The organism is Streptomyces sp. CAU 1734 (assembly GCF_039888735.1).
Lineage (GTDB): Bacteria > Actinomycetota > Actinomycetes > Streptomycetales > Streptomycetaceae > Streptomyces.
On sequence record NZ_JBDQQP010000001.1, the window covers coordinates 845,539 to 869,212 of the forward strand.

A 23,674-nucleotide genomic window follows, 5' to 3' on the forward strand; every position below is an offset into this window, starting at 1 on the left:
CGGACCGCTGCCGTCCGGCATCACGGCGGCGGGCGCCGGCGTCGGATCAGCCGGCGTCAGATCAGCCTGCGTATCTCCCCGCGCACCCGGTAGAAGCCCCTCGGCGACGGGTGCAGGGTGTCCACCACATAGCGGGCCCCCACCTCCCGGATCCCGCGCGGGAACTGAACATTCCATCCCCGGTCGTATCCCTCGGAGACCACGTGCACCCGCACCCGGCCGCCGTCCTGCACACACTGGACGACCACGCCGCCGTCGGGAGCCGTCACCACCGTGGCGATCTCGGTCGCCGACACGGCGGGGGTGTAGGTGGGCAGCGCGGCGGCCGACTTGATGTCCCGGGCGACCGGCACGGTGCCCTGCTGTGCCGCCGCGATCGCCGCGTCGCTCGCGTCGACACAGACCAGCGAGCCGTCCGTGGTGACCATGTACAGCCGCTCGTTCAGATACTGCATGGAGAGCGCGGAGCCATTGCCGGTGCTCAGCTTCCACAGCCGGTTGCCGTCCGCGTCGAAGCAGTAGACGGACGACGAGGAGTCACCGGCGAAGACATAGGCACCGCCCGGCGCGGTCGCGCAGGAGTACACCGCGGTGTCACAGCGGAAGGTCGCCTCGACCACCCCGGTGCTCTTGGCCAGCCGCTGCACCACATGGCGGCCGGTGCCCGCGTACACCGAATCCTCCTCCTGCCAGCCGAACAGCACCGCGCCGGCCGTCGGGGTGTGCCACAGCTCCCCGCCCCCGTCGGGGGAGTACGCCGTCACACCCTTCTGGTGGCCGTGGTAGATGCCCCGCTCATCGGCGCGCACCATCCACGCCTGGCCGCCCGCCGACTTGCGGGCCCACTGGTACTCGTCCTCGTGGTCGATGACGGTCAGGCCGCCCTGCGCGTCGGCCACATTGAGGACGCCCTCATGGATGTCGAGCCAGTAGATGTCCACGTCATCGGCGATGCCGTACGCCCCGAAGGGCAGCTTCGACGAGAGGTCGTAGACGGTGCCGTCGTCGCAGCCCGCGTAGATCCAGAAATCGTCCGCGACCAGGCACTTCACACCCGCGGGCAGTGAGTAGCGGGCGAGCACCTCGCCGCCGTGGCTGACGGTGTGGACATCGCCCGCCTGATTCCCCACCCAGCAGCGGTCCTCGTCGATGTGGATCCCGAAAGCCGCCGAGCCCGTACGGAACCGCCACAGCACCGGCGCCACCGACCGGGCGGTCGACGGGGCGGAGGTGACCTGCCGCCGGGTCACCGCGCGTGCCGCCCGCTGCCCCCGCACCGCCGGCGCGTACCCCTTCCGCACCTTCTCCCCGACCTTCTTCGCGGCGGCGGCCTGTGCCTTCTCGACCGTGGGGAAGGACGACACCTGGGTCTGTCCGGCCGCGCCTATGCGGCCGTAGCGCACCGAGACGACCGTGCCCGAGACGGTCACCTCATAGAACTTGTGCGCTCCCTCGCCGTCCTGCGACAGCTCCAGATATGTCGTCGCGCCTGACATGGCAGTCCCCTCCCCAGGACGGAACCGGCGGCCGTTCACCGCCCGTCTCCCGCTGTGAAAAACAGTAGATCCCCCCACTGACAATCGGCCCCCGGGGCAGCTCACCGGCCCGGCGCGCACCGGTGGCCCGTACCCGTGCCGGGGTGCCGGCATCGAGGGGTACGGGCCACCGGGGGACATCCGGTCCGCCGACCCGCGCGGGGTGGGCGCGTTCGCGGACCGGCCGCCGCCGCCGCTACTCCGCGCCGTTCACCGTCGCGTTCGCCGCCGCGCGGATCTGCTTGGTGACGACATCGGGGTGGGACATCATCGCCACATGCGAGGAGTTGATCTCGATGGTGTGCGAATGGGCGCGCTTGGCCTCGAATCGCTCCAGGTCGGGGGCGATGGCCTTGTCGTTCTTGGAGACGATGAACCAGGACGGGATCGTCTTCCACGCCGCCGCTGTCGCGTTCTGCCCGAACCCGGCCTGGGCGACGGGCCGCTGCTCGACCGCCATCACCTTCGTCTGCGCCTCCGGCAGATCGGCGGCGAAGACCGAGTGGAACTTCGCGTTCTGGATGTAGAGATCCGTGCCGCTGGTGGTTCCGTCGGTGTACGGGACCGGCCGGAGCGCCGTTCCGAGGTCGCTGCCCTCGAACTTGGTGGAGAGCGTGGCGGGGTTCTCACCCACGTCCGGCATGAAGGCCGACACGTACACCAGCGCCTTCACATTCTCGTTCCCGGCCGCCGCCTGGCTGATGACCGCACCGCCGTAGGAGTGGCCGGCCAGCACGATCGGGCCCTCGATCGACTCCAGGATCGAGGCGACATAGGCGGAGTCGCTGAGCACACCGCGCAGCGGGTTCGGCGGGGCGACCACCGGATAGCCCTGGTGCTGGAGACGTTCGACCACGGCATTCCAGCCGGATGCGTCGGCGAAGGCGCCGTGCACCAGGACCACGGTCGGCTTCACACCCTGGGATCCCGGGGTGGAGCCGTCTCCGCCCGCCGGGTCACCGCCCGCGAAGGCCGATCCGGTGGCGATCACCGCCGAAAGGGCCAGCGACAGGGCGCCCGCCCGGACTATGCGGCGGCGCAGCGGGCGGGACGGGGAAGGGGGCGACACAGCCATGAGGTTCTCTCCTCTTGTCGGGGTGGGCTGTCGCCGTCAGCTTTCGCGCTGTACGGGCCCGGCGCGCGCCGGAGTCGGCGGCGGAGTGAATGCCTCCGGCCGTCCGGGTGACGGGCCGCCCTCCCGGCCCGGACGGACCCCCTCGCGCCCGCCCCCGAGTGCGCTCGGGGCGTACGGGACCGGGCCGGTCCCGTACACCCGGTCCCGTACACCCGGGCGGCTGCGAGCGGCTACGGGCGGATGCCGAACGGCCCGAGCACGCCGTGGTCCAGCCGGAGCGAGGTGACCACCGCATAGGCGTTGTCCGGGGTGAAGACGTCGACACCGCCGAGCTTCCCCAGATACTTGGTGATCACCGGATCCGCCGCCTCCTTCGCCACCGCCTCCAGATAGTGCTTGAAGATGGCCCAGTTGTTCCCGGTCCCGGCGTACCGCTGAAGGAACGGCGTGGGGTCGAAGGTCTCCAGGACATACCGTCCGGACGCCTCCAGATCGGCGATGTACCGCTGCTGGAGCCGGACGTCCGCCCGGGTGCCCAGACGTCCGACATGGCCGCTGACCAGGGTGTCCCACGAGTAGCGCAGGGCCGTGTCATGGGCCGCGATCGAGCCGGGGAGATCCTGGGAGAAGGAGACACCCCGGAAGGGCACCCAGCCCGGGAAGACCACGTCCACCACCATCAGCGTCCGGTACGCGGGCGCGTGGACGAAGATGTTGTCGGGGGTGTGATTGGCCCCGTGGTGCGCCAGCTCCAGCCGCTCGCCGCCCACCTTCAGGGTGTAGCGGTCGTCGAACGTCACGTCGGGCAGCGGCCGGTCGGGATCCTTGAGGGCCCGCAGCAGCCGCTTGGTCTCGGTGTGCGCGATCCGGGTGACGTTCTTCCCGAAGATCGAGGAGGCGCCTATGTGGTCGTAGTGGGAGTGGGTGTGGACGAGATGGGTGACCTTGCCCGGACGGCCGTTGGCCCGGGTGACCTCGGCGATGGCGCGCGGCAGATTGTGGCCGATGGCGGGCGGGGCGTCGATCAGCACCACGCCCTCGGTGGTGGAGAGGAACATCGCCTGGTAATTCGAGTCGGTGACCCAGTACAGGTTGCCCTTGATCTTTCCGACGTAGTAGCCCTGGGAATTCACCGCCGGTCCGTGTGAGGACGCCGGCACGGGCGCGTAGTCGGGCAGCGCGGTCGCCGGGCGGGCCGGTGAGTGCGCCGGGACCGCGGCGGGAGCGGGGCCGGCGGCCGGGAGAGGAGCGGCGGCGGCCGGGCCGGTGAGGGCGGTGCCGCCCGCCAGTGCGCCGGCGGTCAGGACACCGGCGGCGCCGGTACGCCGGAGGAATGCCCTCCGGTCGGCGGCACTCCCCGCGCCTCCGGCGGTGTGCGCGGCGGCTGCGGCGGGCGCCGAGGGGCCAGTGGCTTCGGTGGTGCCGGTCGGGTCGGTGGCGTCGGTGGCGTCGGTGGCGTCGGTGGTCATGCGGTGGTCCTCTCCTGATGTACGTGCGGTGGAACGGTTGTGCGGTCCGCGCGGCTCGTCGGCGCCGCCCCGGCCGGAGACGGAATCCGCGCCGGAATCGGTGTCGGGCCCCGGAAGCGGAATCCGCGCGGGACACCGGCCGGAGACGGAAACCGCGCCGGAGCGGAAGCCGGACATGAGCGGCCCACCCGCCCCCGGCCGTTCGTCCCCGCCACGCCCCCGCCACGGCCACCGCGCACCGCACCGCGTGTCCGTCCGCGGCGACCGGTGCCGCCGCTTCCCGGTGCATGGTCGGTGAGGCCGCTTGCGCGTGACTGGGGCGCGGCGGACGTCCCTGGTCCGGGGCACGGGGCCGGACACAGCGGGCGATTTCCGGCCGGGCGCGGGACCGCCCCGTGACCGGTCCCACGTGTCACCACGGCCCGCCCCCGCGGGCGGCTCCTCCCCGGAGGAGACCATCGGGGGTGCCGCCGGAGTCCGGTTCGACGTCCGCTCGACAGCGGCTCGACCCGGGGGCTAACGGAACCGGGCCCGTACCCCAGGAGCAGGGCACGGACCCGGTCTTCTCACATCAGCGCGCCGGTCAGCTCTTGTCCGGGCGCTCCGTCACCCGCAGCGTGTTGACGATCGGCTTGCCGTACCCGTTGTGCGCGACGAAGCGGACGTTCAGCGTCCCGTCCGTCACCGTGACCGTGTAGGTGCGCTGCACCGCCGCGTACGACCCCGCCTCCAGGGCGATGTCCAGCGAGGGCAGTACCTCGGTCCCCTCGGCGAGGACATCGAAGACGCGGCGGTTGGGCCGGGCCGACGACACCTCGGCGAAGCCCAGCTCCACCGTGTAGACACCGTTGGGAACCTGGTCGAAGCGGTACTCGTACAGCCCCTCGCGGGCGGTCCGGAAGAGCGCCGGGTCATCCGTGCCGGCAATCGCCCGGCTGGTCGACTTGGTGGCGCCGTTGCCCTGGTAGCCGTGGGAGCCGGCGGTCCAGCGGCGGTCCGGTGTCCAGGTGTCGCCGAGGGTGTCCACCGCGGACGCGGTCGCGCCGCTGTCCACGGCGGTCTGGTACCTCGGGATGATGATCTTGACCGGGATGGTCACCACCGGCGCCCGTCCGCTCTGCGAGGCCACCCGGACATCGGTGGTGAGCACCGTGCCCGGGGTCAGCCCCGCCGTGTCCACCGAGAGGGTCAGGGACTGCTTCTGCCCGGTCGCCAGCTCCCCGGCGGCCGGGGAGACGGACAGCCACGGCGCGTCCTCGGTCACGGTGTACGGAGTCGCGGTACCGGTGTTGGAGAGCTCCAGCGCACGGGTGCGCCGCTGGTCACCGGGGGCGACCACGTCCAGCGAGCTCCGGGAGCTCGCCACCTTGCCGGTCCGCAGCGACTGGTCGAACGTCATCACGGTGTCCGCCGCGAGCCGGATGAGGCTGTCGCCCCGCTGATACGCGGTGGACGTCACCGCGATCGGGTGAACGCCCGACGGCGCCTGGAGGGCGTAGCCGCCGTCCGCTCCGGTGGTGGCGGTCACCGCCGCCGCCCCGGTGCCCACGGTGACCGTGGCACCCCCGACGCCGTTGCCGTCATTGGCGTCGAGCACCCGTCCGCGCACCACACCGCTCTTGGTGGTGCGGAAGGAGACCGTGAGGTCCTCGCTGAGGACCGCGGTGTTGTAGGAGTAGGAGAAGGCGTCCGTACCGGTCGCGTTCTCCACCCCGATGGTGGCGCTCGAACCGGCCTTCAGACCGGTCCCGGTCGTCCCCTTGTAGTGGTAGGAGACGCGGCCGTTCTCGCCGATCTTCACGGCGAACGAGAAGGTCTCGCCCTGGGCCGCCCAGTGCACGACATTCCGCCACTCCACCACGTACGACCGGTTCGGGGCGGTGCCCACCACTCCGGTGTGCACCCCGCCGCGCGTGTCGATCAGCAGATCGTCCCAGAAGGGATAGAGCGTGGCGTTGGGGGTGACGGTGCTGGGGATGGTGCCGTTGACATCGCCGGCGCCCGTTCCACCGAAGCTCACCGTGCCGTTGGTGCTCAGATGGGCGGCGGTGTAGGTCTTCCCGTACAGCGGTACGGGGAAGGGGATTTCCACCCGCTCGGTGGCGTCGTCGCCGGTCAGGGCGATCTTCTGGTCCACGGAGGGGTAGCCGCCGGTGCTCGTGGCGCAGGCGTTGCCGAAGGTGTCGGTGCGCTCCGGGAGGGAGACGGCGACCGTGGTGTCGGCGGTGACCGCGAGCCGGCTGGTGCCCGCCGTGACACAGCGGGACGGGTGGGTGGCGCGGATGTCGTACTCGCCGTGCGGCACGCTCAGCTCGAACCGGCCCTCGGCGTCCGCGGTCGCGGTCAGCGGGGTTCCGGTGACGGTGACCGTCGCCCCGGCCGCGGGCCCGGCCGATCCGGCGGCGAAGGTGACCGTGCCGTTGACCTTGGCCGAGGGGGCCTGGGTGAGGGCGAAGTCCTGGGTGGCGGTGCCGCCTTCGGTCACCGCGGCGGTGCCGGTGCCGTTGCCGTAACCGAACTTGGACACGGTCAGGACGTAGTCACCGGTGGAGAGGGCGGGGAAACGGTATCCGCCGTCGGCCGCGGTGACGGTGGTCCGGTCGATGGGGCCGTCGGCGACGACCCTGGCCCCGGCCACCGGCGCACCGCCGGAGGTGACGGTGCCGCCCAGCGCGCCGACGGGTCCGCGCGGCGCGGCCAGTACGGCGGCCAGCGCGTCGAGCCTGCCCTCGCCGAAGACATTGTTGTCGGCGGGCGTGCCGCCGCAGGCGGTGCTGTCCACATCGGTCGCGGTCTGGTCGAGCAGGGCCTCGGTCTGGGCGATGTCACCCCGGAGGGACGCGGAGGCGGACCAGATCAGCGCGACCGTGGCCGCGGTGTGCGGCGAGGCCATGGAGGTGCCGGAGAAGGACCCGTATCCGCCGTTGCGGATGGAGGAGCGCACATTGGCGCCGGGGGCCGCGATATTGGGCTTGATGCCGCCCTCGTCGCCGCTGCCCCGGGAGGAGAAGGAGGCGATGGCGTTGTTGATGTCGAAGGCCCCGGAGCTGTAGGAGGCCACATAGTCGCCGGGGGAGCCGCTGGTGTTGCAGGACGGTCCGCCGTTGCCGTTGGAGAAGGCCGGGAAGATCCCGGCGGCCCGCCAGCTGTTGACGATCGCCTTGTACCAGGGGTTGTGGGCCGCGCTGCCCCAGGAGTTGTTCACGATGTCGGGGGCGAGATCGGGCCGCGGGTTCTGGCCGTTGATGTCGGTGGGGGCCACGATCCACTGGCCGGAGGCGAGCAGCGACGCCTGCGAGCAGGAGCTGCTCTCGCAGCCCTTCGCGGCGATCCACCGGGCGCCGGGCGCGACCCCGATCCTGTTCGCCCCGCCGTCGTCGCCGACCATGGTGCCCATGGTGTGGGTGCCGTGGTCATTGTTGTCGCAGGGGGCCTTGGCGGGGCAGACATTGGCGGGGTCGAACCAGTTGTAGTCATGGCTGACCGTGCCGTCCGGGGCCAGTCCGCGGTACTGTCCGTCGACCGCCGGGTGCTGGAAGTCGACCCCGCTGTCGATGTTCGCCACGACGACGCCCTCGCCGCGGTTGCCGAGCTGGTCCCACACCTGGGGGGCCTTGATCCGGTCGATGTTCCACTCGACGGCGTTGACGGTGGTCTCGCGCTCGCCCTTGGCGGGCTCGGGGATGGAGACCTTGTCGTCGGCGTCGATGTGCGCGACCTCGGGCCGCTCCGCGAGGCTGTCGGCGAGTTTGGCGCCGCCCACCACGCGTACCGCGTTGACGATCCAGTACGAGGTGTACTCGGCGCGCGCGTTGTCCAGTGCCGTCAGCAGACCGTCCTGGGTCCGCTTCGCGTGGTCGCGCTGGGCGTCGTGGACGGCCTTCGCCTTCGCCGTCCTGGTCCGCGCCCGCTCCGCCCCGCTCAGATCGGCGGCGCTGTCGAGATAGACCCAGAAGGCGGTTTTGCCCTTGTTCAGCTCCGCCCGGAGGGCGGGTTCGATCTTCTGCTCGGCCACGGAACGGGCGGCTTCGCCGTCGCCGCGGTCGGGGGCGGGGGCGGCGAGCGCGGTGCCCCCGCCGAGGGGTAAGAGCACGAGTGCGACCAGGGCCGCCAATGCCGTGCGCGCCGGTCTGATCCGGCTGGTCCATCCGGTGTGTGGTGCCACGGTGTCTCCTTCTGCGCCGGCGGCGGGCCGGGCCCGCCGAGGGAAGTGCAGGAAACGTGCGTGGTTCGAGGCGGCTCACCCAGTTATCGCCATGGACGGGTCAAGAACCGTCCGCCATCGTGAGCCAGTGGACGCCCGGGGAGCAAGAGGGCAAGGGGGACACGATCGTCTTCTGACCGGAATGCCCCGCATACCGGGCATGAGGTGAGGAGGAGGGCGTGATTCCGCCGCGCCGCGCATATCGGGCGGGGTGTGATCTTCCGGCCTCCCCCAAAGGGTGGCGGAGCCTCAGAATGCCTGCCCGGCCTGCTGGTTCGAGCAAAATCACCTGATACGGAGCTTTGCTGGCCCTTCGGGTGGATCAGGAGTGCCGCTGGAGAGCGCGGCCCCGGTGGGAGTGTTTCGGCCATCAGTGGGGTGCCCGTGTCGGGTGTGACGTACGAGGTCGGCGGTGCGGCCGATGCGGTGGCCGGGTGGCGCGTAATCGGCGCCGGGATTGGCCTGTTGCTACGTGGCACGTACTACGCGATGCGTAGCAGTGTGTCGGTATGCGCACCAACGACGCCCAGATACTCGTCCTCTGCACCCTCGCCGACGGCCCGCTGCACGGATACGCCATCAACACCGCCATCGAGCGGCTGTCGGGCAGATCGCTCGGTGCCGGCAGTCTCTACGGAGCGCTCTCCCGGCTGGAGGCCAAGGGATTCGTGGAACCGCTGGAGGGCCCGGGCCGCCGGCGGCCGGTCCGGCTGACGGAGGAGGGGCGCGCGGTGCTCGAACGCGAGGCACACGCGATGGCACGGGTCACCGAGCGGGTCTTCGAGACCGCGGCCCCCGATCCGGTCGCCTATCTCGACCGGGTGGCCGGCAGCGGGACGGGCCGTCACTACAAGAGCGTGATGCTCGAACTCCTCGGCCTCGCATCGGGCCTGAGCGTGCTCGACCTCGGCTGCGGCCCGGGGACCGACCTCGCCGCCCTCGCGGAGGGCGTGGCGGTGACGGGCCCCGGTTCCGGTTCGGGCCCCGGTCCCGGTTCGGGTCCCGGTCTCGTTTCCGGTCCCGTTTCCGGTACGCGGACGGCCCCGGGTCCGGTTTCCGGTACGGAGGCGGGTGCGCGGGAGACCATCGCCCCCGGCACGGTGCTCGGGATCGACGCCGACGAGGAGATGGTGACCCGGGCCCGGGAGCGCACGGCCGGCCTCGGCACCGTCGAGGTGCTGCACGGCGACGCCGGGATGCTCCCCCTCGGCGACGCCACCGCCGACCGGGCGCGCACGGACCGCGTCCTCCAGCACGTCGAGGACCCCGGCACGGTCCTCGCCGAGGCACGGCGCGTACTGCGGCCCGGCGGACGGCTCGTCATGGGCGAGCCCGACTGGGACTCACTCGCCATCGACCACCCGGATCTGGAGATCTCCCGCGCCTACACCCGCCACATCACTGACCGGATCGTCCGCAACGGGGTCGTGGGCCGGCAACTCGCCCGGCTCGCCGCCGACGCCGGATTCCTGGTGCCCGACGTCGTCCCCGTCACCTCGCTCTTCCGCGATGTGCGGGCGGCCGATGAGATCCTCGGCCTCCACCGCGGCACGGAACGGGCGGTCGCGGCCGGATATCTGACCGAGGGTGCCGCCCGTTCCTGGCTGGACCATCTGGAGAACGGCGACTTTCTCGCCGCCGTGACGCTGTACGTGGTCGTGGCGGAGGTCCCGCGGTGACGGAGCGCCTCGCGCGGGGCGCCCCGCCGGCCGGTGCTCCCGCCTACGGCGCGGGTTCGTACGTCACGGTGGTGCCGCCGCAGCCCGCCGCGATCAGATAGAGCCGGTCCTGCTCGTTCTCGTCGATGGCGAGTCCCCAGCGGAGCTTGGTGGCGGTCCATTCGGAGGCGTAGCGGCAGAGCGCGTTCGCGGCCGGCGGCAGCCATTCGGCCGGGTCCTGGTCGGACTTCTGCCGGTTGGAGCGGGCGGTGACCGCGACCAGCGAGGCCGCCTGGCCCTGGTCGTTGGCGTACGCCTCACGGCGGGCCGCCGTCCAGCCGGAGGCGCCGGAGTCCCATGCCTCGGCGAGCCTGCTCGTCGTAGTACGACCACCACGAACCGCCGGTCAGCGCGCACCGCGCGCCCACCGCGGGCGCCTCGGCCGCCTCCGCGATCAGCACCTCGGCCCGGGTGTTGCAGCCGTCCGCCGGGTCCAGACCGGTGTTCCAGTGCCGGAAGGACTCGCGCTGGTATCCGGTCCGGTCCTCGGTCGCCAGCGGCAGCCGGCTGACCGCCGCGCCGATCGACAGTGTCTCCGCCCGGGCGGCGGCGGGCGGCGCGAGCCGGGCGGCCCTGGCCGGGTCGGCCCCGACAGGGGCAGGCCGGCCGGGGGCGGCCTGGGCGGGGGTGGTGAAAACGGTCGACAGCAGGGTGAGGGCAACGGCGGCGCCGGTGGCGCGCATGAGGTTCTTGATCACGAGCATGGGGATACGCGGCCGTCACCCCCACGGGGGTCAGCGAATCGAACGACTGCGCCGGATGGGCGCGAGAGTTCACCGGAGGAACGATTCGGCGGCCCGGGTTCGCGGCGGTTCGCGGCGGTTCGCCGCCGCCGCTCGGCGTAATCCCGGACGCCGGGCCGCCGGTTTCCCGCCCCCGGCGCCCGGGTACCGGTCCCGGACCCCCGGCCGGGAACCGCCCCGGCCCTCCCGCCCGCACCCGCCGCCCCGCGCACCACCCCGGTCCCTCGATCACCCCCGGTCCCTCACCTCACCCCGCCCGGATCCCCGCCCCGGAGCACCCCGGATCCCCGCCCGGAACCGCTCGGCGATTGCGCGTGACCTGACCTCGCCCCGCGCCGTTGATCCGGCATGACCAAGACACAGCGCATCCTCGCCGCCCTCGCCCTCGCGGCCGGCGCCTCCGCCATGAGCGTCACCGGGGCGAGCGCCACCGGCCACGGCCAGGGAGCGGGTGCCGGCGCCGGCACCGGCCCCACCGCCACCGCCGGGGACCTCCAGCAGACCGCGGACGAGGCCACCTCCCTCAACCGGCTCAATGAGCTCGGCCAGATCCAGCAGGTCATGGCCGTTCCCTACGCGATCACCCCGCTGACCGACCCCGCCACCCAGCTCGTCGGCGCCCTCCAGTAGCCGGCCGCCCCGGCCCCGTAAAACCGACCCCGACCCCGACCCCGCCGCCGGCGCTCCGGCGGCCTCCGGTGGCCCGCCCGGCGGAAACTCCGGCAGAATTTCTCCGCGAACCCGTCGAGAATCCGTCATCGGCTCCGACGTCTCCTGTGAGAGTCGCCCATGAGGGACGACGGAGAACCGGAGGAGCGAAGCCATGAAGTATCTGGTGATGGTCCAGGGCGCCCAGGTCGACTACGACGCCATGGGCGGCAAGGCGTCCGAGCACAGCCCCGCCTGGAGCGAGGACGAGCTGCGGTCGATGTTCGAATACATGGGTGCCATCGACAACGATCTCGCCGAATCCGGTGAGCTGGTCGACGCCCAGGGACTCACCGCACCCGACCGGGCCCGTACCGTCGGGCTGGGCCCGGACGGCCGGCCCGTGATCACCGACGGGCCCTACGGCGAGACCAAGGAACTCCTGGCCGGGTACTGGCTCCTGGAGTGCGAGAGCCTGGAGCGGGTCACCGAGATCGCGGCCCGGGTCGCGAAGTGCCCGCAGCCCGCCGGGGCCCCCGAGTACGCCGTCGTCATCCGGCCCGTGGGAAACCCCGACGGAGGCGAGGTCTGACCCCCGCGGCGGGCACCCGATGAGCACCGTGAACACCACCGAGGACCTGCTGCGCCTCCACGCGCCGCAGGTCCTCGGTGCCCTGGTGCGCCGGTACGGCCACTTCGACCTCGCCGAGGACGCCGTCCAGGAGGCCCTGCTCGCCGCCGCCGGACAGTGGCCCGCCCAGGGCGTGCCCGACAATCCGCGCGGCTGGCTGATCAAGGTCGCCGCGCGGCGGCTCACCGATCTACTCCGTGCCGAGGAGGCCCGCCGCCGCCGCGAGGAGACCGCCGCCGCCCGCACCCCGCGCGACGCCTTCACCGCCCCCGCGCCCGGGGAGAGCCGCGCCCCCAGCGACGACGACACCCTCACCCTTCTCTTCCTCTGCTGCCACCCCGCCCTCGGACCGGCCGCCCGGGTCGCGCTCACCCTGCGCGCCGTCGGCGGTCTGACCACCGCCGAGATCGCCCGCGCCCATCTCGTGCCGGAGGCGACGATGGCGCAGCGGATCAGCCGGGCCAAGCGGAGGATCGGCGGCGAGTCATTCCGCCGGCCCGGCCCCGAGGACCGCGACCAGCGGCTCCGGGCCGTGCTCCAGGTGCTGTACCTGATCTTCAACGAGGGGCACACGGCGACCTCGGGCCGGGCCCTGCACCGGGCCGACCTCGCCGGTGAGGCGATCCGGCTCACCCGGCGGGTCCGCCGGCTGCTGCCCGGGGAGGGCGCGGTCACCGGGCTGCTCGCGCTGATGCTGCTCACCGACGCGCGCAGCGCCGCCCGCACCGACTCCGCCGGCGAGCTGATCCCGCTCGACGAACAGGACCGCACCCGCTGGGACCGGGCGGCCATCCGCGAGGGTTCCGCGCTGGTGGAGGAGGCCCTGTCCCAGGGGCCGGCCGGGCCGTACCAGCTCCAGGCCGCCGTCGCGGCCCTCCACGACGAGGCCGCGACCGCCGCCGCCACCGACTGGCCGCAGATCCTCGCCCTCTACGACCTGCTCGTACGGATGGCTCCGGACGACCCGATGGCGGAGCTGAGCCGGGCGGTGGCCGTGGCGATGGTGCACGGGCCCGAGGCGGCGCTCGCCGAGACCGACCGGCTCGCGGAGCGGCTGGCCGGGCACCACCGGCTGGACGCGGTCCGGGCCCATCTGCTGGAGCGGGCCGGCGACCGGGCGGGCGCGCGATCCGCGTACCAGCTGGCGGCCGAGCGCACGCTCAGCATCCCCGAGGCCCGCTATCTGCGCCGGAAGGCGGCCCGTCTGCTGCCCTGACGGCCGGTGCGCGCCCGTCCTTGACCTTGACGCAGCGTCAAGATCTACCGTTCGGGACATGGAGTGGTCGATCCAGGAAATCGCGCGCCGGGCCGGTACGACGAGCCGCACCCTGCGTCACTACGGCGAGCTGGGTCTGCTGCGGCCCAGCCGGGTGGGGGCCAACGGCTATCGCTACTACGGCCCCCGTGAGCTGATACGGCTCCAGCGGATTCTGCTGCTGCGCGAGCTCGGGCTCGGACTGCCCGCCATCGCCGAGGTGCTGGCCGGCCAGCGGGACACCGCTGCCGCGCTCCGCGTCCATCTGAAGCTGCTCGAACAGGAGCGCGAAAGAGTGGGCCGGCAGATCGCCTCGGTGCGGACCACTCTCCGGAAGACCGAGCGAGGGGAAGAACTCATGGCCGAGGAAGTGTTCGACGGCTTCGACCACACACCGTACGAACAGGAGGTGACCGAGCGCTGGGGGCGGGACGCGTATCGGCGCGGTGACCAGTGGTGGCGTGCGCTCGGCGAGCGGGAGCGGCGGGAGTATCTGGAGGAGCAGACCGCCATCGCCCGGGACTTCGCCCGGCTGCTGCGGGAGGGCGGGGCGCCGGACGGCGCGCCGGCCCAGGAACTCGCCCGGCGGCAGTACGTCTGGCTCTCCGCGGTGGAGGCGCCGGGCCGGTGCCGGTTCATCGGCATCGGCGAGATGTACGTGGCCGACGAGCGGTTCACCGAGGTCTACGACCGGCACGGCGAGGGGACGGCGGTGTTCATCCGCGATGCGATGCGGGTGTACGGGGAGACGCAGCTCTCGGACGAGTGAGCCGCGGCGGACGCGGGCCGCCCTCGGTGACGGGCCCGCGTCCGCCCTCGCCCACCGCTCGCCCGTTCCCCGCGCGGCCGGATTTCCGGCGATTCCGCGGCCCCCGCGGAAAGTGGCGTGGATCTTGCTTCGGATGGCGTAAGGTTGTGTTCAACGGCGCGGGGTGGAGCAGCTCGGTAGCTCGCTGGGCTCATAACCCAGAGGTCGCAGGTTCAAATCCTGTCCCCGCTACTGAAGATCACGGCCCGGTACTCATCACCTGAGTACCGGGCCGTGGTCATTTTGCGCTGCCCGTTCGCCTCCGTTCGCCCGGTTGGACGGCGGTGGCTCGCCACTCCGCCCCGTTCCCGCCAGCCTGGAGGGGGCGCGGGAACCGTGTCCGCAGCCGTGGGCGGACCGGTCAGGAGAGCAGCCTTGGGGAGCGAGGAGCAGCCGGGGGGAGTCGGCGCCCGCCGATTCGTCCGTATGCTGCCCGCGCTGATGATCATCGGCGCTGTCTGTTTCGACGCCCTGACCCCGCCGATGTTCACCGCGGCGCCCATGTTCACGGCGGCCCCGCTGATCGCCGCCCCCTTCTTCTCCTGGCGCACCACCCTCTTCACCGGTATCGCCTCGACCCTGGGCGTGGTCGGCCTGCACGGGCTCAAGGACTCGGTCGCCGAGCCGACGACCTATACCGAGCTGGTGACCGTGATCACCGTCTCGGGTCTCGCGCTGCTGATCAACCGGGTCATCCGGCGCAGCAGCGAACGGCTCGCCTCCGCCCGGGTCATCGCCGAGGCCGCCCAGCGCGCCGTACTGCCCACCCCCGCCGAGCGGATCGGGGGCCTGCGGATCGCCGCACGGTACGAGGCCGCCGTCGCCGACGCCTTCATCGGCGGGGACCTCTTCGCCGTACAGGACACACCCCATGGCGTACGGCTGGTCGTCGGGGATGTGCGCGGCAAGGGACTCGGCGCGGTCGAGGCGGTGGCCATCGCGATCGGCGCCTTCCGGGAGGCGGCCGAACAGGAGAGATCGCTGGAGGGGGTCACCGAGCGGCTGGAACGCGCGCTCAACCGGGAGGCGCGCCGCCGGGACACCCTGGACGCCTTCGAGGCGTTCACCACCGCCGTGCTCGCCGAGATCCCGCGCGGTGCCGGGATCGTCCGGATGGTCAACCGGGGCCATCCGGCACCGCTGATGCTGTACGAGGACGGCGTACTCGGCTCTCTGGAACCGGCCGAGTACGCGCTCCCGCTCTCCATGGGGGAGCTGGGGAACCGGCCCGACCGGGCGCAGGAGTATCCGCTGCCGCCCGGGGCCACCCTGCTCATCTACACCGATGGGCTCTCCGAGGCGCGGGATGCCCGGGGGGTGTTCTACGAGCCCGGCGAATGGCTCGCCGGCCGTGTCTTCCCGGGGCCGGGCGAGTTGCTGGACGCCCTGGTCGACGATGTCCGCAGGCATTCGGGCGGCGGGACCACCGACGACATGGCACTGCTCGCGGTGGCCCGTCCCGGCGAGGGGCGGGCGGATGCGGAGCCGCCCCCCGGCCCGCCGTGACGACCGGTCGGCCGTGAAGCCCCGGCCCGCCGCGACGCCGCGCCGGCCGGAACCACCGCGAATACGTTGCGTAGCCGGAGTGCACCCCTCTGATAACAATTGATATGCCGTCAGATCTGATGGGTTTACGGGCGGCCGTTCAAGTCGCCCGACTCCGGACGCTTGTGTCCCGTTAAGTCCATGGCAAAGAGATTAAAGATCACTCGGAAAAACTTGGAATACGACTGGAGTCTCTATTAACGTTCGATAACGCAGCGCGGTCGTCACAGTCGTCGTCAGGGCGGCGCCGCGCGCACGCGCCGAATCCCGCAAGGGAACCGGGGACCCACCAATTGGGGTGAATCGGGCTTCATTTGCCGCGCAGTTCGCGGTGTGTGAGGCCGGTAGGAGACCTTCCTGCTCCGAACCCGTCAGCTAACCCGGTAGGCGAGAAGGAAGGAAAGGAGCACGCCTCAGTGGCGTCCAACACCCCTGCCCCGGAAGCGCCGTTCAAATCCGGTGTCTTCAGCCAAGACGGGGCCGAACGGTCCGTCGGCGAGTGGAACCCCACGGCGGAGACCGTCCGTCCGGTGCGCGGCCGTCACCGGCACCGCGTGCTCAAGCAGCGCGGCGGATTCGCCCGCAGCTCCACGGTGCTCGGCGTCGGCGTGATCGCGGCGGTCGGCGCGGGCGGCATCGCCACCGCGCAGAGCAAGCCCGCCGTGTCGATATCGCTCCCCGACTCGATCGCCGACTCCCTTCCCGACGTCGGTTCCCTCATGGACGACGGCGGCTCGGCCGACGAGACCTCCGCTCTCACCGCCATGGGTGCCACCGAGGAGATCGGCGCGGCCACCCAGCCCGGCACGGGTGAGGCGCTCCGCTCCCGGATCCTCCAGCAGGCCGAGCAGCAGCAGGCCGAGGCGGAGGCGGTCGCCAGGGCCGCCGCCGAGAACGCCGCAGCCGCGAAGGCCGCCGCCGCCGCGAAGAAGGCCGAGGCCAAGGCGGAGGCGGAAGCGAAGGCCAAGAAGAAGGCCGAAGCCGAGGCGAAGGCCAAGAAGAAGGCCGAGGCGGAGGCCAAGGCCAAGGAGAAGGAGAAGGCCAAGCTCGCGAAGGGCTTCGTCCTCCCCACCTCCTCGTACACGATCACCGCCACCTTCGGCCAGAGCGGCCCGATGTGGTCCTCCGGCTACCACACCGGCCTGGACATGGCGGCTCCGACCGGTACCCCGGCGAAGGCCGTCACCAGCGGCACCATCAAGTCGGCCGGCTGGCACAGCTCGTACGGCTACAACATCGTGCTCAAGCTGTCGAACGGCACCGAGGTGATGTACGCACACCTCTCCTCGATGTCGGTGAGCGCGGGCCAGAAGGTCGGCGCGGGCGAGACCATCGGACGCGTCGGCTCGACCGGCAATTCGTCCGGCTCGCACCTCCACCTGGAGGTCAAGACCGGTGGCGGCTCGGCCGTCGACCCGCTGTCCTGGATGCGGAGCAACGGCCTCAACCCCTGACCGTCCCGCGCACCACCGCCCGTCCCCGCGGGACCGGCCGGCCGGCCGGTCCTCACGGCACCGCCCGGTGCCGGAATCGCGATCGGCCGGCGGGTGTCCGCGGCAGCCCCGCGCTCGCCGTGGTCACGGCGGTGCGGGCCCTTTCACCCCGGCAGTCCTGGCGAGCACCCCCCGCCGTCAGGGCTGCCGGTCTTTTCGCGCCCGCACCGCCGGCACTTCCCCCGCTCCCGCCCTGCCGGGCCCGCCGCCCTCAGACGCGGTAGGGGTTGGGTATCTCGTAATCCCGGTGCGGCGGCGGCACCCGCACCCGGCCGGTGACGCGCGCCGCGTAGGTCAGTGCCGGGGAGGCCACCGCCTTCCGCTGCCACATGTGGTGCAGCAGCTCCTGCTCCCGCGCCGTGAAGTCCGGACCGGCCGCTTCCCTGGCCGCGCGGTGACGGAGAAACGCCAGCGCGGTGGCGAACCGCTGGTACTCGGCGACCGGATGGACCGCCGCCGGGCCGTGCATCCGCCGGGCGAAGTCCTTGGCCGTGTTCCGCGCCCTCATCGAGGACAGCGCCTGCGGCTCGGACGGGGCGAGCCAGCCCGCCGCCGCATAGGCGGGCAGGGTGACGGCCAGGGTGTGCAGCTCGCGCTGCCGGGCCCAGATGGCGAGCCAGGTCAGCAGTACGAAGGCGGGGATCATGACGAACGCGTACACCAGCAGGAAGCCCCACGGCCCGAGGTAGGACGCCGAGCCGTTCCACAGGGCGTGCATCACCATGGAGAGCAGCAGACCCAGCACCGGCAGCGCGATCCGGCGGATCCGCTGCCGCCGGCGGGCGGCGAGCGCGGCGAGCCCGAATCCGATGCCGGTGAGCACGGTGAAGACCGGGTGGGCGAACGGCGACATGACGATGCGTACGAAGAAGGTCGCGGCCGTCGTCGAGGAGAGACCCGAGTACCCGAGTGTCTGGTCCTCGTCGAAGGCCGTGCCCAGATAGAGGATGTTCTCGGTGAAGGCGAAGCCGATCGCGGTGAATCCCGCGATCACCACTCCGTCCACGATGCCGGTGAAGTCCCTCCGGCGGAAGAGGAAGATCAGCAGTACGGCGGCGGCCTTGGCGGTCTCCTCCACCACGGGCGCGATGACCGTGGCGCCGAGACTGTGCGCGTTCGACGCGTCGGCCGTGTTGGTGGCTATCCACTGGGTGGCGAAGGTGTTCGCCAGGATCGCCACGAGAGCGGCGGCGAACGCACCCCAGCAGAACGAGAAGATCAGATTCCGCCAGGGGCCGGGATCGACCAGGTCCAGCCAGCGGAAGGCGGCGACCAGCAGCGGCACGGGCAGTACGGCGAGCCCGAGCCCGACGAGGAAGCCCGTGGTGCCGGTCTCCTCCCGCACCAGGGCGAGGATCACCAGCGCGCAGAGCGCGAGCAGGGTGATCAGCACTCCGGCCCGGATCACCTTGCTGTGCCAGAGCCGCGAGGCCCGCCGGGGCTTGTAACGCCAGCGCGCCCGATCGGGCACCGCGTCGAAGAGCGGCTGCTGCGCGCATGCGGGTACGGCGGGGCCCGTCGCCCCGGGGCCCGGGGTTCCGGGGTCCGGGATTCCGGGGTCCGGGATTCCGGGTCCGTGGGCTCCGGGTTCCCGGGGCGGGGGTTCCTGGGTCCTGAGGCCCGGGGTTCTGGGGTCCGGGGTGGCGGCGAGATCCGGAGCGGCGGGCTCCGGCGGTGGACGGACCGGCTCCCGGGCGGACACCGGTCGCGGCGGCGGCCCCGGAGCTGCGGGCTGAGGGTGCTGATGGTGCGGGGACGGCTCTGACACCCGACGACCCTAACGACGCGCACTGACAACTGGCGATGGTGTTTCCGGAGCCAGGCGTGCCGCCGACCCCTACTCGCCGTCGACTACCCGCTGAAAGAGCAGATCACGCACGATGTGACCCTTGTCCAGGCCCTGCCCCTCGAAGCGGGTACGTGGCCGGAAAGCAGGGCGCGGCGCAAAGCCGCCGTCCGCGGTGGTGTTCTCGAACGCCGGATGCGCCGTGAGCACCTCCAGCATCTGCTCGGCGTAGGGCTCCCAGTCGGTGGCGCAGTGCAGGATCGCGCCGGGCTTCATCCGCCGTGCGACCAGGTCGAGGAACTCGGGCTGTATCAGCCGGCGCTTGTGGTGCCGCTTCTTGTGCCAGGGGTCGGGGAAGTAGACCCGCACCCCGTCGAGCGAGTGCTCCGGCAGCATCTCGCGGAGCAGGATGATCGCGTCACCATTGGCCACCCGGACATTGGTGAGGCCGTTCCGCTCCGCCAGACCGAGCAGATTGCCCTGCCCCGGGGTGTGCACATCGACCGCGAGGATTCCGGTGCCGGGGTCGTCGCCGGCCATCCGCGCGGTGGCCTCGCCCATGCCGAACCCGATCTCCAGGACGACGGGCAGCCCCTCGAACATCGCGGCCGGATCGAGCACCCGCCGCCCGTCGATCTCGATGCCCCACACCGGCCACAGCCGCTGGAGGGCGTCCCCCTGCCCGGTGGTCACCCGGCTGCGCCGGGGCTGGAAGCTGCGGATTCGCCGCTCGTGATGCGATCCGGCGGGGTCGGCGACGGGCCCGCCCGGGAAGCGCGGCTCGCTGCGGTCACGGATGGGTCCGGCGGCGGCCCCATCGGCGGATTCGACCGGGGGAGCGGCGGCGGGACCGTTCGGGGTGTGGTTTCGGAGCTTGGACACAGTGCTCCGATTCTACGGGCGCATGCCGCCCGGCCCGTCCGGCTCCCGTCCCGCCCGGGACCCCGCGGTGAGCCGGCCGGCGCCCCGGCCCCGGAGAGCGGGAGCCCGCCGCCCGGACCCCGCCGGGAATCCATGGCCCCATGGGCCACCGGAGTGCCCCCGCCGAAGGGGATCCACCCGGGGATACCCCCCGGCCCCGGGCCGGCCCCGGCCGCCGGAGGCCGTGCCGCCGGGAGCGGCCCTCTGATGAGACCCGCCGATGAGACCTGCCGCAGCGTGTCCCTCCCCGGCGGCCCTCCCCGGCGACGGCCCCTCCGGCGCTATCCGTCTTCACCCTCCGGCGGAAGGTCCCGGCCAGACGGCCCCGGGGAACGGCCCCGGCGGAAGGTCCCGGCGAAAGCCCTGCTCAGGATGCTCGCGGGTACTGTCTTCGCCGCCAGGTGCCCGGCCGGCCGGGAGTGGCCGCCGAGGACGACGGCCGGGACGGGGCCGCGCGCAGCTGTGCCAGCGCCCGCTCGGCCACCTCCCTGCCGATGGGCAGTGCCGCCGTCGCCGCCGGCGAGGGGGCGTTCAGCACATGCACCGCGCGGGGGGACTCCTGGATCAGGAAGTCGTCCACGAGCGTGCCGTCCCGCAGCACCGCCTGCGCCCGCACCCCGGAGGAGGCGGGCCGCAGCCAGTCCTCGGTCACCTCGGGAAGGAGTCTGCGCACCTCCGCCGTGAAGGCCCGCTTCGACAGCGAGCGGCGCATCTCGCCCGCTCCGTACCGCCAGTGCTCGCGGGCCATCCGCCAGGCACCCGGCCAGCTCAGGGTGGTGGCGAGCTCCCGGGGACGTATCGCCGACCAGCTGTAGCCCTCGCGGGCCAGAGCGGGAACGGCGTTCGGCCCCACATGGACCTGGCCGTCGATGCCCCGGGTCAGATGGACCCCCAGGAAGGGGAAGGCCGGATCCGGCACCGGATAGACCAGGCCCCGCACCAGAGAGGGGTCCGCCAGCTCGTAGTACTCACCCCGGAAGGGCACGATCCGGACCGCCGGGTCGTCGCCCGTCAGCGCGGCCACCCGGTCCGAGTACAGCCCCGCGCAATTCACCAGGGTCCGGGCACGGATCACGGTGCCGGAGACGGTGCGCACGGCGACGCCCCACTCGCGCCGGTCCACCGCCGCGACCTCCTCGCCGCAGCGGATCTCCGCCCCGCCCGCCTCCGCGTCCGCCGCCAGCCGGCCCGCCACCGCCCCGTAGTCGCAGATCCCGGTGGTGTCCACCCGGATCGCCGCGAGGCCCCGCACTCCGGGTTCGTACTCCGCGATCTGCGGCGGGCCCATCTCCCGCACCGGGATGCCGTTCTCCCGGCCGCGCTGGACCAGGGCATGCAGCCGGGGCAGCTCCTCCCGGCGGGTGGCGACGATCAGCTTTCCGGTGACCTGGTGATCCAGGCCGTGCTCCGCGCAGAACGCGGTCATCTCGGCCGCGCCGCGCACCGCGAACCGGGCCTTCAGCGATCCCGGGCGGTAGTAGATCCCGCTGTGGATCACCCCGCTGTTCCGCCCGGTCTGATGGCGGGCCGTCCCCGCCTCCTTCTCCAGCACCACCACCCGGGTCCCGGGAGCGGCACGGGTGAGGGCATACGCCGTCGACAGGCCGACGATTCCGCCGCCGATCACCAGCACGTCACAGTCGAAGCCGATTCCGATCACCGCCATGGCGTCACCTCCCAATCCCGATAGTGCACCCCGCCACTGACAACGCCACCGAGCCGGCCGCGCCGGCCCGGGGGAGGCCGGGACCGCGCGGCAGCCGGGAGGAGCGCGTCATCACCGCGTGGTGCCCACCAGCGCCGTGTCCAAACGCGGGACGGCCGAACACGGCCGGTCACTTCCGCTACGCGGGAGCCATCAGCAGCGGACGGGCCCGCTCCCGCAGCTCGGCCACGCGCGGCTCGTGCCCGTACGGCTCCAGCCGGTGCAGCAGATCGCGGACGTACTCCGTGGTCCGGGCCGAGGAGATCCGGCCCGCGACCTCCACCGCCATCGTGCCGGCCGCGCAGGCGGCGTCCAGATTCCCGGACTCCAGCTCGGCGACGGCGCTGACCACCAGCCGCAGGCCGTGGGAGCGGACGAACTCCTCGGTGGGCCGGGAGAGCGCCTGCTCGGTGAAGCGCCGCACCTGCCGGGGCGCCTTCAGATCGCGGTAGCACTCGGCGGCGTCGGCGCAGAACCGGTCGTACGTATAGAAACCGAGCCAGGTCGGATCCGGATCGCCGTCCCGGGCCCGCTCCAGCCAGCCCTCCGCCGCCTTCAGCGCCGCCGCGGCCGCGATGGCGTCACCCGCCTTGGCGTGGGCGCGCGCCTCCACCAGCCGGAAGAAGCTCATGGTGCGGGCGGTGGCGAGGCCGCGGTTGCGCTCCAGGGCGGCCTGGGCGAGGTCCACCCCCTCGTCGGCGAAGCCCCGGTAGATCGACTGGAGCGACATGGAGGCCAGCACATATCCGCCGAGCGGCACATCGGCCGCCGCCCGGGCCAGCCGCAGTGCCTGGATGTAGTACCGCTGCGCCGCCTCCTGCTGGCCGGTGTCGAAGGCCATCCACCCGGCGAGCCTGGTCAGCTCCGCGGTGGCGCCGAAGAGGGCCCGGCCCACCTCGTCCGAGTACGAACCGAGCAGCAGCGGGGCCGCGTCCACCCGCAGGCACTCCGGGACCATGGAGGATCGCCAGTCGCCGCCGCCGTACTTGGAATCCCAGCGGCGGGCGTCCTCCGCGGCCTCCCGCAGCTTGGCGACATCGCTGTGACCCACCCGGGCGGGGGTGTCGTCAGCCGAGTCCGGGCCGCCGTCGGGCATCCGGGCGACGGTGGAGTCGGCGGGTGTTATCAGCCAGCGGGAGGCGGGGGTCGCATAGGCGCTGACGGCGAAGGAACCGGCCAGTGACTGCCAGATGCCGCCGCTGCCGGCCCGCCGGCCCGCGAGATCCAGCCGGTAGAGCTCGGTCGCCGACTTCACCGCCGCGCCCACATCCCGCGGGAAGGCGAGCCCGACCTCGGGCGCCGGGTCGGCGTCCGCCAGCCCGATCTCGTGCAGCGGCACGGGGCGGCCGAGCTTGGCGCCGATCGCCGCCGCGATGAGATGGGGGGCGGCGCCCTGCGGCACCATGCCCTTCGACACCCAGCGGGCCACGGAGGTCTTGTCGTAGCGCAGGGTCAGACCGCGCTGTGCCCCGAGGTCGTTGACCCGCCGGGCGAGTCCGGCGTTGCTGATTCCCGCGAGGGCGAGAACGGTGCCGAGCTTTTCGTTCGGCCCGCGTTGCTCCCTGGACATGGCCCACCCCTCGACACGCAGACGGCCGCCGCGTCGCTGTCCGGCGCACGGCATTCGTACTGAGTCCTCGGCGCGGGAACGGCGGTCCGGCACCGGCCGGGATCTTGGTCGTGATCCCTCCCGGCGCCCCGCGGGCGATCCCGGTTGCAAAAGCGCCTGGCCGAGCCCCGCGGAATATGCCCCGTGCTTCAGAACATCAGTAAACACAGCGTAGTTCGCCGCATCCCGACCGTTAAGGGGCAGTGTTCCGGATGGCGGGATTGCTCTGTGCGGAAGAGGACGGGAAGGCTCCGCCGCGAGTGCCGGCGGGGGCGCGTGTGCCCTCGCTGAGCCCCGGGCGTGTGGCCGTGCGCCCGTGTGTGCGCTCTGCCTCCCGGGTGGGGGGAGCGCTTCCATGAGTGCTGCGTGGGTCGGCCCGCTGCGTACTGGAACCAGCGGGCCGGGGGACACCGCCGCCTTCAATCCCCGCGGGCGGCGGATCGGTCCGGGAGGTGGACTGTGCCTCCCGGACTGTCGAATTCCCCTTTCTGTGCGCCGGGTTCGGCGTTTTCCGGGGATGCTGAAGGGT

15 protein-coding genes, 1 tRNA gene, 1 pseudogene and 1 riboswitch are annotated in these 23,674 nt (G+C 72.5%); of the genes and pseudogenes, 8 read left to right on the forward strand and 9 right to left on the reverse strand.

Going from position 1 to position 23,674, the window contains the following annotated elements; all coding sequences use genetic code 11:
• Window positions 1-56: 56 nt before the first annotated feature.
• From AAFN69_RS03575 to AAFN69_RS03590, 4 genes are all read right to left on the reverse strand, one after another.
• Window positions 57-1,496, reverse strand: a complete 1,440-nt coding sequence (locus AAFN69_RS03575; protein ID WP_347726723.1) for a WGR domain-containing protein — start codon at window positions 1,494-1,496, stop codon at window positions 57-59.
• Window positions 1,497-1,731: 235 nt separating this feature from the next.
• Window positions 1,732-2,610, reverse strand: coding sequence for an alpha/beta hydrolase (locus AAFN69_RS03580; RefSeq protein ID WP_347726724.1), 879 nt, complete (start codon window positions 2,608-2,610; stop codon window positions 1,732-1,734).
• A 230-nt stretch (window positions 2,611-2,840) separates the two neighbouring features.
• Window positions 2,841-4,079 (reverse strand): MBL fold metallo-hydrolase, encoded by a 1,239-nt coding sequence (locus AAFN69_RS03585; protein ID WP_347726725.1) that lies wholly within the window; start codon window positions 4,077-4,079, stop codon window positions 2,841-2,843.
• A gap of 583 nt (window positions 4,080-4,662) precedes the next feature.
• Window positions 4,663-8,244: a S8 family serine peptidase gene (locus tag AAFN69_RS03590; RefSeq protein ID WP_347726726.1), complete on the reverse strand. Its 3,582-nt coding sequence runs from the start codon at window positions 8,242-8,244 to the stop codon at window positions 4,663-4,665.
• A 548-nt stretch (window positions 8,245-8,792) separates the two neighbouring features.
• On the opposite strand from AAFN69_RS03590, the gene AAFN69_RS03595 reads away from it, so the two are divergent.
• Complete coding sequence (locus AAFN69_RS03595) at window positions 8,793-9,962, forward strand: methyltransferase domain-containing protein (protein WP_347726727.1); 1,170 nt, start codon at window positions 8,793-8,795, stop codon at window positions 9,960-9,962.
• A 43-nt stretch (window positions 9,963-10,005) separates the two neighbouring features.
• On the opposite strand, the pseudogene AAFN69_RS03600 reads toward AAFN69_RS03595, so the two are convergent.
• A pseudogene (locus tag AAFN69_RS03600) lies at window positions 10,006-10,699 on the reverse strand (HNH endonuclease).
• A 393-nt stretch (window positions 10,700-11,092) separates the two neighbouring features.
• Between AAFN69_RS03600 and AAFN69_RS03605 the strand changes: the two are divergent.
• The 7 genes from AAFN69_RS03605 to AAFN69_RS03635 all read left to right on the forward strand — a co-directional run bounded on the left by AAFN69_RS03605 (window position 11,093) and on the right by AAFN69_RS03635 (window position 17,085).
• Entirely contained in the window at window positions 11,093-11,374 is a 282-nt protein-coding gene (locus AAFN69_RS03605) for a hypothetical protein (protein WP_347726728.1), read from the forward strand.
• A gap of 193 nt (window positions 11,375-11,567) precedes the next feature.
• Entirely contained in the window at window positions 11,568-11,984 is a 417-nt protein-coding gene (locus AAFN69_RS03610; protein WP_347726729.1) for a YciI family protein, read from the forward strand.
• Window positions 11,985-12,012: 28 nt separating this feature from the next.
• A complete protein-coding gene (locus tag AAFN69_RS03615) occupies window positions 12,013-13,239 on the forward strand; it encodes a DUF6596 domain-containing protein (RefSeq protein WP_347726730.1) in 1,227 nt (408 codons plus the stop codon).
• 58 nt (window positions 13,240-13,297) lie between these two features.
• Window positions 13,298-14,047 (forward strand): TipAS antibiotic-recognition domain-containing protein, encoded by a 750-nt coding sequence (locus AAFN69_RS03620; protein WP_347726731.1) that lies wholly within the window; start codon window positions 13,298-13,300, stop codon window positions 14,045-14,047.
• A gap of 157 nt (window positions 14,048-14,204) precedes the next feature.
• Window positions 14,205-14,278, forward strand: a tRNA-Met gene (locus tag AAFN69_RS03625).
• A gap of 234 nt (window positions 14,279-14,512) precedes the next feature.
• On the forward strand, window positions 14,513-15,592 hold the full coding sequence (locus AAFN69_RS03630) for a PP2C family protein-serine/threonine phosphatase (protein ID WP_347726794.1): 1,080 nt from the start codon (window positions 14,513-14,515) through the stop codon (window positions 15,590-15,592).
• Window positions 15,593-15,879: 287 nt separating this feature from the next.
• A riboswitch (cyclic di-AMP (ydaO/yuaA leader) is annotated at window positions 15,880-16,036 on the forward strand.
• Between the two features lie 11 nt (window positions 16,037-16,047).
• Complete coding sequence (locus AAFN69_RS03635; RefSeq protein ID WP_347726732.1) at window positions 16,048-17,085, forward strand: M23 family metallopeptidase; 1,038 nt, start codon at window positions 16,048-16,050, stop codon at window positions 17,083-17,085.
• Window positions 17,086-17,335: 250 nt separating this feature from the next.
• Here AAFN69_RS03635 and AAFN69_RS03640 read toward each other — a convergent pair whose 3' ends face one another.
• The 4 genes from AAFN69_RS03640 to AAFN69_RS03655 form a co-directional block, all read right to left on the reverse strand.
• Window positions 17,336-18,676 carry a PrsW family intramembrane metalloprotease gene (locus AAFN69_RS03640; RefSeq protein WP_347726795.1) on the reverse strand — a complete coding sequence of 447 codons (1,341 nt, stop codon included), beginning with the start codon at window positions 18,674-18,676 and terminating at the stop codon, window positions 17,336-17,338.
• 285 nt (window positions 18,677-18,961) lie between these two features.
• Complete coding sequence (gene trmB, locus AAFN69_RS03645) at window positions 18,962-19,708, reverse strand: tRNA (guanosine(46)-N7)-methyltransferase TrmB (RefSeq protein WP_347726796.1); 747 nt, start codon at window positions 19,706-19,708, stop codon at window positions 18,962-18,964.
• A gap of 490 nt (window positions 19,709-20,198) precedes the next feature.
• Window positions 20,199-21,497 (reverse strand): L-2-hydroxyglutarate oxidase, encoded by a 1,299-nt coding sequence (gene lhgO / locus AAFN69_RS03650; protein WP_347726733.1) that lies wholly within the window; start codon window positions 21,495-21,497, stop codon window positions 20,199-20,201.
• Window positions 21,498-21,675: 178 nt separating this feature from the next.
• A complete protein-coding gene (locus AAFN69_RS03655; protein WP_347726734.1) occupies window positions 21,676-23,106 on the reverse strand; it encodes an MFS transporter in 1,431 nt (476 codons plus the stop codon).
• Window positions 23,107-23,674 lie beyond the last annotated feature (568 nt).